The sequence below is a fragment of the Palleniella intestinalis genome (assembly GCF_013166595.1).
Taxonomy (GTDB): domain Bacteria; phylum Bacteroidota; class Bacteroidia; order Bacteroidales; family Bacteroidaceae; genus Prevotella; species Prevotella intestinalis.
In genome coordinates this window covers 297,968-312,353 of the sequence record NZ_JABKKG010000004.1, presented here as the reverse complement: position 1 = coordinate 312,353, position 14,386 = coordinate 297,968, and the positions used below count along the sequence as shown (strand labels likewise).

The window sequence follows — 14,386 nt, the reverse complement described above, 5'->3', positions numbered from 1 at the left end:
ATTATTGACAAAACTGACTGAAATCCCCCACCCTATGAAAATCAAAGACATCAACCTCACCGACATTTCGCGCTTCCGTGCAGAGCAAATGGGAGTGGCAATGGTCATCGTTGTCCTCTTCCATGTCGCCCTTCCACGCTCCGATGCGTTCTTCGGACTGCGGAGAATGGGCAACCTCGGAGTGGACATCTTCCTTTTCCTGAGCGGCATGGGACTATGGTTCTCATGGATGAAGACCACCGTCTCCACCGCTCCTTTTTGGAAAAAATGGAAAGATTTCTATTGGCGAAGGCTCGTAAGGGTGTACCCTGCGTGGCTGGTGATAGCCTCTTTGTACTACATCCCACGCTTCCTTGGGCACGAACAGCACACTACGGCACAATGGATTGACCTCATTCTCGACATCGCCATTAACTGGAACTTCTGGACACGTGATGAGTTGACCTTTTGGTACATCCCTGCCACGATGATGCTCTATGTCTTCGCAGCACCTTACATGGAACTCATACGCAAGCATCCCGTCTACCGCTGGCTCGTCGTTGGTATGATAATGTGGTGCGTTGCAGTGCAGTATGTCACGCCAATCCACACCACCGTGGGACATATTGAGATATTTTGGAGCCGTGTGCCGATATTCTTCCTCGGCATAAACATAGCGGAGAGCGTAAGGAAAAAGGAGACAATCGACGGCTCTGCAATATGGCTTGTGGCATTGCTCTTCGCCTTTTCCCTCGCCACCTGCGTCTGGCTGGAGCAGTACAAGCACGGACGATTTCCGCTGTTCCTTGAGAGAATGCTCTACATTCCCCTTGCCGTGACAATGATTATCCTGCTTAACAAGCTCTTCTGCCACACACCGCAATGGATAAAGCGTGCCGCGGCGTTCATCGGAACAATATCCCTTGAGATGTACCTCATCCATGTCGAGTTTGTCATGCGCCCTGTCGAACGCTATCATCTCGGCTATTGGCGCACGTTCCTCATAGTCATGGCAATATCCATCCCTCTCGCATGGCTGCTCCACAAGGCAATAGCCAAAGTACAGAAACTCATCCCCTAACAAAACAAAAGCCACATGAAAAGCCTGATTCTACTCACTCGTCCGCACCAATGGATAAAGAATGCGTTCATCTTCATGCCTATGTTCTTTGGCGGAGCACTAACGAATATGACAAGTCTCGTGAGCACTCTCATCGCATTCTTCGCCTACAGTTTCGCCGCATCGTCAATCTATTGCTACAATGACATCATCGATGTGGAGGACGACCGGCGCCATTCCGTCAAATGCAAGCGTCCGATTGCCTCCGGAAAGATAACCATCGGGCAGGGCTATGCCATAATGCTGCTGATGTTTTCCCTCTCAATGGCAATGGTATATACGCTCGGCGACAGGGCAACAGACCTCGGTTGCGTCATCGCAGCCTACTATGTGCTCGACATAGCGTATTGCCGTCTGCTGAAACACTATGCCATTGTAGATGTCTGCGTCCTCTCTTTCGGATTCGTACTGCGCATAATCGCCGGCAGTGCAGCCACAGGTATCGTGCCGTCCCATTGGCTTGTGCTGATGACTTTCCTGCTTACGCTCCTTCTCGGCTTTGCGAAAAGGCGCGATGATGTCATCAGAATGATGAAGACCGGCGAGGCTCCGCGCCACAATACGCATCGGTACAACCTTGCATTCATCAACCAATCAGTGACAATAACCGCCGCCGTGACAGTCGTATGCTATATAATGTACACCATCTCACCTGAACTTTTGGCACGAACAAACTCAGAATACATCTACCTTACCACCATTTTCGTGCTTCTCGGACTGCTCCGCTACATCCAGCTTGCGGAGGTTGACGACGCCACAGGTGACCCAACGAAACTCTTGTATAAGGACCATTTCCTGCAGGTTGTAATCTTTCTTTGGATACTTTCCTATGTTTTCATCCTTTATGGAGATAAGGTTTTAGATTGAGGGTTGCAGGTTATAGGTTGTTTTTTATACCAAAAGAAATGAAGAAACTATTCGTATCGGATTTTGACGGCACACTGACGACTACGGACTCCATGATGTCCATTATCATTTTCCAACGCGGACGACTCGGTCTGGCATTGGCAATGCTGCGGATTATGCCGTGGATTCTGCTCATGGTTGCACGCCTTTACCCTAACCAAAGGACAAAGGAAAGGCTGCTTCACAACTGCTTCGGCAAGATGAGTGAAGAAGAGTTCAACGCTTTCTGCCAACAGTTTGCCGACACGCACAGGCACATCCTGCGCACAGACCTCCACCACCGGTTGATTAAAGAGCAGCGCAACGGCAATGAAGTGGTGCTCGTGACCGCAAGCCCTGAGAATTGGGTGAGCCGTCTTGTGCCGGAGTTCAAAGTGTTGGGCACAAAGATGGAGTTTGATGAAAAAGGCTTTACGGGGCGTTTTCTGTCAAAGAACTGCTACGGAAAGGAGAAGGTGAGCCGCCTCCTATGTGAATATCCTGACATAGAAAAACAAAGAAAAGAGTTCTTCATCACCGCTTTTGGGGATTCGCGCGGTGACAAAGAACTCTTGGAATTTGCAGATGAGGGGCATCTGATAAAGTGATTTTCACGGTTCATTCAAGTGATTCGGATTAATCGAATCGCTCGAATGGTTCGGAAATTCCTCTACGCCCGCTTCCTAAGACTGAACGAGAACTCCACTCCTCCACCGGGGAGAGCACTCGCCGTGATATTGCCGCCATGCAGCATCACGGCATTTTTTACTATGGCAAGCCCAAGACCCGTACCGCCAAATTTCCTTGCCCGCCCGCTGTCCACACGGTAGAAGCGCTCGAAAATGTGAGGGATATGCTCCTCAGGTATGCCAATGCCGTTGTCCGAAATGCGGAAATGATACCAGTCCTTCTCCTCCCGGCAGCGGATGACAATGGCTGTTCCCTCACCGGAATAAGCTATGGAATTGTCGATAAGGTTACGGAAGATAGAGTAAATCATGGACGGATCGCCCATGATAGGCAGCGTCCTCGGAAGCGTGTTGGTGATTGTCATGCGCCGTTCCGCCAGTTGCAGCGCCACCTGCTGCTGTATGTCGTGGACAATAGCGGCAATGTCCGCCACCTGCATGTTCAGCGAATGCAGCACCTCATCCATACGGTTAAGCGACGATATGTCCTGGACAAGCTGCGCAAGCCTCTCACTTTGCGCATGGCATCGCATGATGAAGTTGTCGCGCTGCTCAGGAGTGATGTCCGGATTGTCGATTATAGTCTCCAGATAACCCTTGATGCTCGCCACCGGAGTCTTCAGTTCGTGCGAGATGTTCTGCGTCAGCTGGCGCTTAAGTCTCAGCTTGTCCTCCTGGCTTTCCTGCAGACGCTTGTAGAGATGCACAATGTTCTGTGAGATTTCCCCAAGCTCTGTGTCAGGGAAAGCCGCCGCCTCACGCTCCGCATCATAGTTCTCGCCCCTATCGACAAGCATGGCGAAGCGGCGCAACTGTGCTATGGACTTGCCAAGACGGTGGGTGCACAGCCAGAAAACGACCATAATGATGATACTCGCCGCCAGTGTTATCCATATAGAAATCATGTCCGCACGCAGATGGTCGGCAAGTTCGAAATCATAAGGCAATGCCGTACGCACAATGATTCCCTGCCGTGGAAAATACGTCGCGGCATAGAAATAGTTCTCGTTCATGGTGTCCGAGTAGCGGTTTATCTCAAACCCTTCCCCTGACATAAGAGCCTGCCGCACCTCCGGGCGTTCCAGATGGTTAGGCAGCGAGGAATAAGAGCGTTGGCTGTTGTCATAGATCACACCGCCACGTGTGTCAAGCAGCGTGACACGCAGTCCGCGAAGAGGATGGCTCCTGACATAAGCCGTGAGCGAAGAGTCCGTCATTTCACCGGCTTCGGCTATGCTTTCCGCAAGCTGGTGGTTATAGTCCTTCAGGCGAGTGTGCAGGATTCCTATCTTGAACTGCTTCTCCCGCTCATACTGATAATATACAAAGCCCGCCACAAACACCGAGAATAGCATAAGCACGGTGAGGAACAGCTGGCTGCTCAGTGACCTTTTATTTCCCATAAATCATTCCTTTCTTTTTATTTCTCAAACGAATAACCGTACCCTTGGCGCGTGTGAATACAATCGCCATAGGCACCTATCTTCTTTCTCAGGCGCGTTATGTTCACATCAACGGTACGCGCGAGGACGTAAACATCGTCATCCCACACACGGGAGAGTATCTCCTGGCGCGAGAACACTCTGCCGGCGTTGCCCACAAGCAGCAGGAGTATCTCGAACTCCTTCTTTGTCAGGGCAATCTCTGTGCCGTCGACAGTGACACGCTTCGATACAGTGTCAATGCGCAATGTCTCATATCCAACGACACCTTTGTCACGTTCATGCCGCACATTGGCATCCTTTCCTGCACGGCGAAGCACCGCCTCAACCCTTGCGACGACCTCCTTCAGGCGAAAAGGCTTTGTGATGTAGTCATCCGCCCCTATAGAAAGCCCTTCCACCGTGTCATCCTCGGCAGTCTTTGCCGTGATGAATATAATAGGTATATGGGCAGTGTCAGGGCGGCGTTTCAGCACACGTGCGAGAGCCATTCCGCTGATTTCGCCCATCATGATGTCAAGGAGCAGCAGACTGTACGAGGCGATGTCAAGCGTCAGAGCCTCTTCGGCGGAAGCGGCTGTGTCAACCTTGAACCCCTCTTTCTCGAGATTGAACCGAAGGATTTCCCTCAGATCCTCCTCGTCATCGACAACAAGTATTCTACGTTCTGTCATAATCGCAAAGTTTTTCTGTGGTGCAAATTTAGCATTATTTTCCTATAAAACAAGCGTTTCCGGCATTACAATTCGGTTACATTTTGATTTATTACGGACTCCGGCGTGAAGTTCACCGTTTTATAGCATATTTGTAACAGTTTCGTAACAATACAAAAGTAACTTTGCACCCGAAAAACCGCAAGACGGTTGAAAACGAAAAGCAATATTACATCAGAAAAAACGACAGAAACATGGAAATGATTTTCTTAGGAGTTATCATCTTTGTCTTCGTCCTTGCGATATTCGACCTCATGGTAGGCGTGAGCAACGACGCCGTGAATTTTCTCAACTCTGCCATCGGAGCAAAGGTGGCGAAACTGCGCACAGTCATCATAATCGCCTCGATAGGTGTGCTGGCAGGAGCATTGATGAGCAACGGAATGATGGACATCGCGAGGCATGGCATCTTCCGTCCCGAGATGTATTCTTTCGAAAACATCATGTGCATCTTCCTTGCCGTCATGGTTACCGATGTCGTGCTGCTCGACTCATTCAACAATCTGGGTCTGCCGACATCGACGACAGTGTCCCTTGTCTTCGAACTTCTTGGCGGAACATTCGTGCTGGCATTGCTGAAGATAATCGCTGACGACACCGGCACACTGACCTTCGCGCAGCTTCTCAACACGGAGAAGGCTCTGTCCGTAATCCTCGGCATATTCTGCTCCGTGGCGATAGCCTTCTTCTTCGGCACCGTGGTGCAGTGGCTGGCGCGACTGCTCTTCACGTTCAACTACGTGAAACGGCAGAAATATTTCATCGGACTGTTCGGAGGCATGGCACTGACAGCCATAGGCTATTTCATACTTATAAAAGGTCTGGGGCAGTCTTCATTTATGAACGACGACCTCAGGGCATGGATTGCGGAGGAGACTCCTTTGCTTGTGGCAGGCGGATTCGTCCTCTTCACCGTGCTCATGCAGATGCTCCATGCCGCAGGAGGCAATGTCCTCAAACTCATAGTCCTTGTGGGAACGTTCGCACTCGCCATGGCTTTCGCCAGCAACGACCTTGTCAACTTCATCGGTGTGCCATTGGCGGGCTACAGTGCATACACGGATTTCACCGCCAACAGCATGGGAAACCCTGACACATTCATGATGGACTCGCTCAACAGCAGTGCACGCACACCGTTTGTTTTCCTTCTTGCCGCCGGAATAATCATGATTTATTCCCTTGCGACATCAAAGAAAGCGCACAACGTTGTGAAGACTTCCGTCGACCTTTCACGCCAAGATCAGGGCGAAGAGATGTTCGGTTCGTCAAGCGCGGCAAGAAGCATGGTAAGGTCATTCAACACCGTCAGCGAGACAGTGGTGAGGATTGTGCCGAAGAACATGCGCCAATGGATTGACAAAAGGTTCAGCAAGGAAGGGACTGTCATAGCCGACGGCGCAGCGTTTGACCTTGTCCGCGCTGCCATAAACATAGTCCTCGCGGCATTGCTCATAATCCTCGGCACATCACTTAAGCTGCCTCTCTCGACAACCTACGTGACATTCATCGTCGCCATGGGTACATCCCTCGCCGACAGGGCATGGAGCAGAGAGAGTGCGGTGTTCCGAATCACAGGCATGCTCAGCGTCATCGGTGGCTGGCTGATTACTGCCGGAGTGGCTTTCCTTGCAGCCGGCATTGTAGTTCTGGTGATGCATTTCGGCGGCTTCATCGCCATGGCAGGATTCATAGTCCTCGCAATAGTGCTGCTTTTCAAGAGCAACAAGCCAAAGACAGACAAGGAGCCAAGAGTCGACGACGGACAGTTCCTGAAGGAAATCATGCAGATTCAGGACAAAGATGAGCGCTGGCCGCTGCTCCGCGACCACCTCCGCTCGGTGCAGACGGAAGTGCTTGCGCATGCCGGAGCGTGTTTCGACTCCACCGTCAGCGGCATGATAAACGAGAACCTGAAGCAGTTGCGCAAGGCAATAAGGCAGCTTGACATTGACAACGAAAGGCGCAAGAAGACTCGCCACCGTCTCCTCATAGGCATGAGGAGCATAGACAGGACACTGTCCTTGGAGAAGAACACATGGTTCCACCTTGCCATGAACGCCGACGAGCAGGTCATCTACTGTCTGAAACGTATGGCTGTGCCATGCAAGGAGCATGTCGACAACAACTTCACACCGCTCAACAATGCACAGATAGCTGAACTGCAGCCGGTCAAGGAGCAGGTTCTCGGCTTCATACAGCGCGGCATCACCGCCATAAAGCACAACGATGTGGCAGCCATCGACACCCTCCTCGCTGAGAAAGAGGGCTTCAAGAGGCACATATCCGCCCTGCGGAAACGCCAGATGGACCACCTTCAGGAAGATGATTCGAACATCAACACCACAATCCTCTATCTCAACATCCTCCAGGAAACACAGGAGTTCATCGCCGCGACACGGCGCATCCTGAGAAGCAGCAAGAGGTTCTACAACTAACAACGTATTCTCCTGTAAAACAACACATTAGCAACCGCATAACAAAAGGTTACCTTTCGCACCATGAAAGGTAACCTTTTTCCATGCAAAGTATTACCTTTCACCACACAAAGTGTTACCTTTCGTTTTCCCAACTTTTGCCATTGTGCCATGATTCTTTCAATGAGGGCAAAACAATGCCGCCAAGGCGAGTTCACATCTCCTCATCAAAAAACATGGGAAACATTTCTTTCACACCTTAATTATTTTATAATTAAATAATTTCCTTATTCCATTTTTTTTTAGTATCTTTGCACGGAAATACGGCTTCCGCCGACCTTCGCGCAGAGGAGCGCAACAGACTCCACCGAAAGGCTGTGGCGGAACAAGGGAAAAGAACAATAAATTATTTATAAGATAAATGGAAGAAATACAGAAAACTGAAGGGAACTACACAGGTAGCAGCATCCAAGTCCTCGAAGGACTCGAGGCGGTGCGCAAGCGACCTGCGATGTATATCGGCGACATCTCTGAGAAGGGTCTCCACCATCTTGTCAACGAGACGGTGGACAACTCCATCGACGAGGCTATGGCAGGCTACTGCACAGACATTGAAGTGACTATCAACGAGGATAACTCAATCACTGTAGAGGACAACGGACGCGGCATCCCTGTCGATGAGCATCCGAAGCTCCACAAGTCAGCCCTTGAGGTCGTGATGACCGTGCTGCATGCCGGCGGCAAGTTTGACAAAGGTTCCTACAAGGTTTCCGGCGGTCTCCACGGCGTGGGTGTCTCCTGTGTCAACGCCCTTTCGTCACACATGCTCTCACAGGTGTTCCGCGACGGCAAGATTTACCAGCAGGAATATGAGCAAGGAAAACCGCTCTATCCTGTGAAAATCGTTGGCGAGACAGAGAAGCGCGGCACTCGCCAGCAGTTTTGGCCTGACCCGACAATCTTCACAACAACGACATACAGATATGACATCGTGGCGACACGTATGCGCGAACTGGCATTCCTCAACGCAGGAATCAAAATCACTCTCCGCGACATGCGCCCCCAACTGGACGCTGAAGGCAATGTGGCAGAGGGATGGACTCCAAAGGAGGAGGTGTTCCACGCACAGGACGGCCTGAAGGAGTTTGTGCGCTACATCGACCAGCACCGCTCTCATCTCTTCAATGATGTCATCTATCTGAAGACAGAAAAGGCGGGTGTGCCTATCGAGGCGGCTATAATGTACAACACCGATTACTCTGAGCATATCCACTCTTATGTCAACAACATCAACACCATCGAGGGCGGTACGCACCTCACAGGCTTCCGCATCGCCTTGTCGCGCTCACTGAAGAAGTATGCCGACAATGACGACCAGATTCGCAAGCAGATAGAGAAAGCGAAGATAGAGATTGCACAGGACGACTTCAAGGAGGGACTTACTGCCGTCATCTCCGTGAAGGTTGCAGAGCCACAGTTTGAGGGTCAGACAAAGACAAAGCTCGGAAACTCTGAGGTGAACGGTGCCGTTCAGCAGGCTGTCGGTGAGGCAATGAACGACTATCTCGAGGAGCATCCTAACGAAGCGCGCATGATTTGCAACAAGGTTGTCCTTGCAGCAACAGCGCGTGTGGCGGCGAGAAAGGCCCGCGAGAGTGTGCAGCGAAAGAACCCTATGTCGGGAGGCGGTCTGCCGGGCAAGCTCGCCGACTGCTCAAGCCGTGACCCTAAGAAGACGGAAATCTTCCTTGTCGAGGGTGATTCCGCCGGCGGTTCGGCAAAGCAGGGACGCGACCGCCACTATCAGGCGATACTCCCGTTACGAGGAAAGATTCTCAATGTGGAGAAAGTGCAGTGGCACAAGGTGTTCGAGGCTGAGTCCGTAAACATCATCCTGCAGGCTATCGGTGTGCGTTTCGGCATCGACGGCGAGGACTCCAAGGAGGCAAACATCGACAAACTGCGTTATGACAAGATTATCATCATGACCGATGCCGACGTCGATGGCTCTCACATCGACACACTTATCATGACTCTCTTCTTCCGCTTCATGCCGAAAGTCATTCAGGAAGGTCACCTCTACATCGCCACTCCACCGCTCTACCGCTGTTCATACAAGGACAAGAAAGAGTACTGCTACACAGAGGAGGACCGTCAGAGATTCATCGACACTTACTGTGGCGGCAATGCTGACGACAGCAAGCTCCACACCCAACGCTACAAAGGTCTGGGTGAGATGAACCCGGAACAGCTTTGGGACACTACAATGAACCCTGAGACACGCCTTCTGAAGCAGGTGACAATCCACAATGCCGCCAAGGCTGACGAGATTTTCTCCATGCTCATGGGCGACGATGTGGAACCACGCCGACAGTTCATCGAGGAGAACGCGACATACGCTAATATCGATGCGTAAATAGAAACAATAACCATGATGAATCATGATGCAACATGAGACATCATGATTCATCATGGTTTCTCGTGAAAAATCTTGATAAAACAAAAATCAACCAACAACAATAAAAGAAAAAACAAACAGATGGCAAAGAAAGCACTTTTGATGATTCTCGACGGATGGGGAATCGGCAAGCACAACAATGGTGATGTTATCTTCAACACTCCGACACCTTATCTTGACTATCTCACAGCCGTATCGGCTCACTCACAGCTTCAGGCTTCAGGCGAAGATGTAGGTCTGCCTGACGGACAGATGGGCAACTCCGAGGTGGGTCACCTCAACATCGGTGCCGGACGCATAGTCTATCAGGACCTCGTGAAAATCAACCGCGCATGCGCTGACGGCTCTATATCCCAGAATCCACAGGTTGTGGAGGCTTACAACTACGCCAAGGAAAACGGCAAGAAGCTCCACCTTATGGGGCTTGCGTCAAACGGTGGCGTACACTCTTCACTGGACCATCTCTTCAAACTTATTGAGGTAGGCAAGGAATTCGGACTCTCTCAGCAGACTTTCGTACACTGCTTCATGGACGGCCGTGACACAGACCCTAAGTCAGGCAAGGGCTTCATCGAGCAGATTGACGCAAAGTGCAAGGAGAACGATGCCAACATAGCATCCATCGTTGGACGTTTCTATGCCATGGACCGTGACAAGCGCTGGGAGCGTGTTAAGGAGGCTTACGACCTTATCGTGAACGCTGAGGGCAAGAAGGCTGACGACATGGTGAAGGCTATGCAGGAGTCTTACGATGAAGGCGTTACCGACGAGTTCATCAAGCCTATCACAAACGCTGCCGTAAACGGCAAGATTGAGGAGGGCGATGTGGTCATCTTCATCAACTTCCGTAACGACCGTGCAAAAGAACTGACACAGGTGCTCACACAGCAGGACCTCCCTGAGCAGGGCATGAAGACTATTCCGGGACTCCAGTACTATTGCATGACTCCTTATGACGCAAGCTTCACAGGCGTGAAGATTCTCTTCCCAAAGGAGAATGTGATGAATACTCTCGGCGAATATCTCTCACAGCAGGGCAAGAAGCAGCTCCACACAGCGGAGACAGAGAAGTATGCTCACGTGACATTCTTCTTCAACGGTGGCAGAGAGACTCCTTACGAGGGTGAGGACCGCATACTTGTCGCTTCACCGAAGGTTGCCACTTACGACCTCAAGCCTGAGATGTCTGCTTACGAGGTCAAGGACAAACTGTGCGCAGCGATACTCACCGAGCAGTATGACTTCATCGTTGTGAACTTCGCAAACGGCGATATGGTGGGCCATACAGGCATCTACAACGCCATAGCAAAGGCTGTACACGCTGTTGACAACTGTGTTGAGGATGTCATCGAGACAGCTAAGGCTTGCGGATATGAGGCGATTATCATCGCTGACCACGGCAATGCAGACAACGCAATCAACGCTGACGGCACACCAAACACTGCACACTCACTCAATCCTGTTCCTTTCATCTATGTCACAGACAACAACTCTGCGACAGTGAAGGACGGCCGTCTAGCTGACGTTGCTCCTTCAATCCTCCACATCATGGGACTGGAGAAGCCGGCAGACATGACAGGTGAGAACCTCATCGTTGACTAATACGGACATAAAACCGCAGTCAGGATGAAATCCCAAGTGAACATCGAGCCTTCTTGGCAAGAAAAACTACAGGGTGAGTTTGACAAAGATTACTTTGTCGGACTCACCCGTTTTGTACATGAGGAGTACAGTCATTACAGGTGTTATCCTCCGGGGAACGAGATTTTCAACGCTTTCAACCTCTGCCCTTTTGACAAGGTGAGGGTCGTGATTATAGGACAAGACCCATACCATGGCGCAGGTCAGGCGGAAGGCCTGTGCTTTTCGGTGAAGACAGGCATACCGTTGCCGCCGTCTCTCGTCAACATTTTCAAGGAAATAAAGGACGACATCGGCACTGTTCCGCAGATTATAGAGGATGCTAACGGCAGGAAACTCTATGACGGTTCTCTCCGCCGATGGGCAGAACAGGGAGTATTGCTCCTCAACGCCACACTGACCGTGCGTGAGCATGTTGCCGCTTCGCACCAGCGGAAAGGATGGGAGGAGTTCACGGATGCCGTCATCGAGACCGTCTCCCGTGAATGCCCACATGTTGTCTTCCTGCTTTGGGGCGGCTATGCGCGCAACAAGAAGCGTCTCATCGACCGGCAGAAGCACTTCATTCTTGAGTCCGTCCACCCGTCTCCCCTCTCCGCCAACCGTGGCGGATGGTTCGGAAACCACCATTTCTCCCGTTGCAACGAATGGCTGAAACAGCAAGGTCTTGAGCCGATACAGTGGTAGAAAAAAGATACTAATAACAAACAAATAGCCTCCACATCTTCTATATAACAAAAGGTGTGGAGGCTATAAATATTTTATGTTTTCACATAAAAGTTATTCTACATACTTTATGTTCACATGTATTTTATCCGCTGAGACATGGGGCTTCTTCATCAGGAATGCCACGTACCATGGTTCAGGCGCTAACAGACGGCCCAGCTTCACAGAAACATCTATCACCACCGAATCATTGGACTTAGATACATCATAGCTGAGATTCTCAATGCCACACCGAGCTTCTCCTCTCACTACGCACAAGGAATATCTCTTCCAATTAATATTGTCAGGGACAGGTTCATTCTTGCATAATGACTTGAAGGTTGCTTCATCCTCTATAATATAAGACTTATCATATTCCAAGTCTGAGAAATGCCACAACTCATACTCAGATTTCTCTATCTGATATTTTATAATATCCTCACCGCTACCTTCTTCAGAATCATGGCAGCCACATAAAAACATTGCCATAAGACAACACAAAAACAAAAGTCTGCTTTTCTTCTCCATAATAACTTATATTTATTTGATTTCAACTACTTTCTGCACACAAAAGTACACATTTTTTTTATTATAAAGCAATCTTCTAATAAGAAAAATATCTGTTCTATGCTCAAATGAAACATCAAATGTATTTTTTGTAACATAGAAGAATTTTGATAAACAGAAAAATAAATAAAACTATAAATTCATATCATTGCAAACATTTCAAAGAGCACTTGCCTTAGTCTTGAAAGGCGAGTGCAAAGATACTACATTTCGGAAGCGATTGCAAGTTTTATGGGGGTATACTTGGGGGTATGTATACAAAAAAACGTGCCATCTTGGGCACGCTTTACCGGTTATCGGTCTATCCGAAGAACATGTAGCAGATGATTATTGCAGCGATGATTCCTGCAAAGTCGGCGGTGAGACCGCAGGTGACGGCGTGGCGGGTCTTGCGTATTCCCACACTGCCGAAATAGACTGCAAGGATGTAAAAGGTGGTATCCGTAGAGCCTTGGAAGATACTTGCCAGCCTGCCGACGAAGGAATCCGCACCATACTGTGTCATAGCATCGACCATCATGCCACGCGCACCGCTGCCGGAAAGGGGCTTCATGATGGCGGTTGGCAACGCTCCGACAAACTCTGTGCTGCCACCAACAGCCTCTATCGCCCACGAAATGCCGCCAATAAGCCAATCCATGCCGCCTGAAGCGCGGAAAACACCGATGCCTACAAGTATAGCCACGAGGTAAGGAATTATGGTTACAGCGGTCTTAAAGCCTTCTTTCGCGCCCTCAATGAACACATCATAGACATTAATGCGCTTCCGCATGCCTGCCACAATGAATATGCAGATGATGGACATGAGGATGACATTCGCCGCCGTCCGTGATACTATCTCCATAGTTTCCCTGTCCATCATGGAGAAACCCCATATTATCGCCGACACAATAAGGCACATTATGCCGAGTGCGGAGAGCATTGTGCGGTTGAGAAGGTTTATCTTCTGAAACATCGAAGTCACTATAATGCCGGTCAATGTGGAGAAGAATGTGGCAAGAAGCAATGGGATAAAGACATCGGAAGGGTTCGCCGCACCGAGCTGTGCCCGATAAACCATGATACTGACCGGTATGAGTGTCAATCCGGAAGTGTTCAGCACAAGGAACATAATCATAGGATTCGTGGCAGTGTCCTTCTTCTTGTTCATCTCCTGAAGCTCTCCCATCGCCTTCAGTCCCATAGGAGTGGCGGCATTATCCAAGCCGAGCATGTTTGCCGCTATGTTCATAAATATTGTTCCCGTGACAGGATGTCCCTTGGGAACGTCAGGGAACAAGCGGCAGAAAACAGGCGAAAGCAAGCGTGCAAGACTGTTTACCACGCCGCCTTTCTCACCGATTTTCATTATTCCGAGCCACAGCGAGAGTGCTCCGGTAAGACCGATGGAGATTTCAAACGCCGTCTTTGCCGACTCGAAAGTGGAGTCTATGATTGCCGGAAATACGGTTATATCGCCGAAAAAGACCAACTTCACAAGCCCGATTACAAAGGCTATGAGAAAGAATGCGATGAATATGTAGTTAAGTACCATAATTTGCTTTTCTGTATTTTTACTGCATTAAGAAAAGAAATGCACACGCATATAATGCTTAAATCCTTTCCAAACAGACTCTTCAGCAAATGTGGCGGAGCCACATTTGCAGAAAAGGTTGAACTTGCCATACTAACCATGAGATTAGCAATGCCAGTCAGGCTTCGCCACATCTGCTTGAGACAGTCTACTTATACACTATCGGAACTTTTTAGAAACATACTTCTAAAAATCCGCTC

At 49.9% G+C, this 14,386-nt stretch carries 11 protein-coding genes; 7 read left to right on the top strand and 4 right to left on the bottom strand.

Going from position 1 to position 14,386, the window contains the following annotated elements; genetic code table 11:
• Positions 1 to 34: 34 nt before the first annotated feature.
• Genes HPS57_RS07755 through HPS57_RS07745 form a run of 3 tightly spaced genes read left to right on the top strand, consistent with a single transcriptional unit; the run spans position 35 to position 2,592 of the window.
• On the top strand, positions 35 to 1,060 hold the full coding sequence (locus tag HPS57_RS07755) for an acyltransferase family protein (RefSeq protein WP_172181812.1): 1,026 nt from the start codon (positions 35 to 37) through the stop codon (positions 1,058 to 1,060).
• 15 nt (positions 1,061 to 1,075) lie between these two features.
• On the top strand, positions 1,076 to 1,966 hold the full coding sequence (locus tag HPS57_RS07750) for a decaprenyl-phosphate phosphoribosyltransferase (protein ID WP_172181811.1): 891 nt from the start codon (positions 1,076 to 1,078) through the stop codon (positions 1,964 to 1,966).
• 38 nt (positions 1,967 to 2,004) lie between these two features.
• On the top strand, positions 2,005 to 2,592 hold the full coding sequence (locus tag HPS57_RS07745) for an HAD family hydrolase (RefSeq protein WP_172181810.1): 588 nt from the start codon (positions 2,005 to 2,007) through the stop codon (positions 2,590 to 2,592).
• 62 nt (positions 2,593 to 2,654) lie between these two features.
• Here the strand turns inward: HPS57_RS07745 and HPS57_RS07740 are convergent, their stop codons facing one another.
• Positions 2,655 to 4,076, bottom strand: coding sequence for a sensor histidine kinase (locus HPS57_RS07740; RefSeq protein WP_172181809.1), 1,422 nt, complete (start codon positions 4,074 to 4,076; stop codon positions 2,655 to 2,657).
• A gap of 17 nt (positions 4,077 to 4,093) precedes the next feature.
• A complete protein-coding gene (phoB, locus tag HPS57_RS07735) occupies positions 4,094 to 4,789 on the bottom strand; it encodes a two-component system response regulator PhoB (protein WP_172181808.1) in 696 nt (231 codons plus the stop codon).
• 233 nt (positions 4,790 to 5,022) lie between these two features.
• On the opposite strand from phoB, the gene HPS57_RS07730 reads away from it, so the two are divergent.
• From HPS57_RS07730 to ung, 4 genes are all read left to right on the top strand, one after another.
• On the top strand, positions 5,023 to 7,263 hold the full coding sequence (locus HPS57_RS07730; protein WP_172181807.1) for an inorganic phosphate transporter: 2,241 nt from the start codon (positions 5,023 to 5,025) through the stop codon (positions 7,261 to 7,263).
• Between the two features lie 400 nt (positions 7,264 to 7,663).
• Positions 7,664 to 9,658: a DNA topoisomerase (ATP-hydrolyzing) subunit B gene (gyrB, locus tag HPS57_RS07725; protein ID WP_135938389.1), complete on the top strand. Its 1,995-nt coding sequence runs from the start codon at positions 7,664 to 7,666 to the stop codon at positions 9,656 to 9,658.
• Between the two features lie 123 nt (positions 9,659 to 9,781).
• Positions 9,782 to 11,302: a 2,3-bisphosphoglycerate-independent phosphoglycerate mutase gene (gene gpmI, locus HPS57_RS07720; protein ID WP_135938390.1), complete on the top strand. Its 1,521-nt coding sequence runs from the start codon at positions 9,782 to 9,784 to the stop codon at positions 11,300 to 11,302.
• 24 nt (positions 11,303 to 11,326) lie between these two features.
• The gene (gene ung / locus HPS57_RS07715; protein WP_172181805.1) at positions 11,327 to 12,028 is read left to right on the top strand and encodes a uracil-DNA glycosylase; all 702 of its coding nucleotides are present in this window, start codon (positions 11,327 to 11,329) and stop codon (positions 12,026 to 12,028) included.
• A gap of 93 nt (positions 12,029 to 12,121) precedes the next feature.
• Here ung and HPS57_RS07710 read toward each other — a convergent pair whose 3' ends face one another.
• Positions 12,122 to 12,574 carry a hypothetical protein gene (locus HPS57_RS07710; RefSeq protein ID WP_172181803.1) on the bottom strand — a complete coding sequence of 151 codons (453 nt, stop codon included), beginning with the start codon at positions 12,572 to 12,574 and terminating at the stop codon, positions 12,122 to 12,124.
• Between the two features lie 340 nt (positions 12,575 to 12,914).
• Positions 12,915 to 14,147 (bottom strand): nucleoside recognition domain-containing protein, encoded by a 1,233-nt coding sequence (locus HPS57_RS07705; protein WP_172181801.1) that lies wholly within the window; start codon positions 14,145 to 14,147, stop codon positions 12,915 to 12,917.
• Positions 14,148 to 14,386 lie beyond the last annotated feature (239 nt).

Bases quoted from the DNA above. Each gene is read 5' to 3' on its own strand.
- HPS57_RS07755 (WP_172181812.1), top strand. From the start codon at position 35: ATGAAAATCAAAGACATCAACCTCACCGACATTTCGCGCTTCCGTGCA.
- HPS57_RS07750 (WP_172181811.1), top strand. From the start codon at position 1,076: ATGAAAAGCCTGATTCTACTCACTCGTCCGCACCAATGGATAAAGAAT.
- HPS57_RS07705 (WP_172181801.1), bottom strand. From the start codon at position 14,147: ATGGTACTTAACTACATATTCATCGCATTCTTTCTCATAGCCTTTGTA.
- ung (WP_172181805.1), top strand. From the start codon at position 11,327: ATGAAATCCCAAGTGAACATCGAGCCTTCTTGGCAAGAAAAACTACAG.
- HPS57_RS07740 (WP_172181809.1), bottom strand. From the start codon at position 4,076: ATGGGAAATAAAAGGTCACTGAGCAGCCAGCTGTTCCTCACCGTGCTT.
- HPS57_RS07730 (WP_172181807.1), top strand. From the start codon at position 5,023: ATGGAAATGATTTTCTTAGGAGTTATCATCTTTGTCTTCGTCCTTGCG.
- gyrB (WP_135938389.1), top strand. From the start codon at position 7,664: ATGGAAGAAATACAGAAAACTGAAGGGAACTACACAGGTAGCAGCATC.
- phoB (WP_172181808.1), bottom strand. From the start codon at position 4,789: ATGACAGAACGTAGAATACTTGTTGTCGATGACGAGGAGGATCTGAGG.
- gpmI (WP_135938390.1), top strand. From the start codon at position 9,782: ATGGCAAAGAAAGCACTTTTGATGATTCTCGACGGATGGGGAATCGGC.
- HPS57_RS07745 (WP_172181810.1), top strand. From the start codon at position 2,005: ATGAAGAAACTATTCGTATCGGATTTTGACGGCACACTGACGACTACG.
- HPS57_RS07710 (WP_172181803.1), bottom strand. From the start codon at position 12,574: ATGGAGAAGAAAAGCAGACTTTTGTTTTTGTGTTGTCTTATGGCAATG.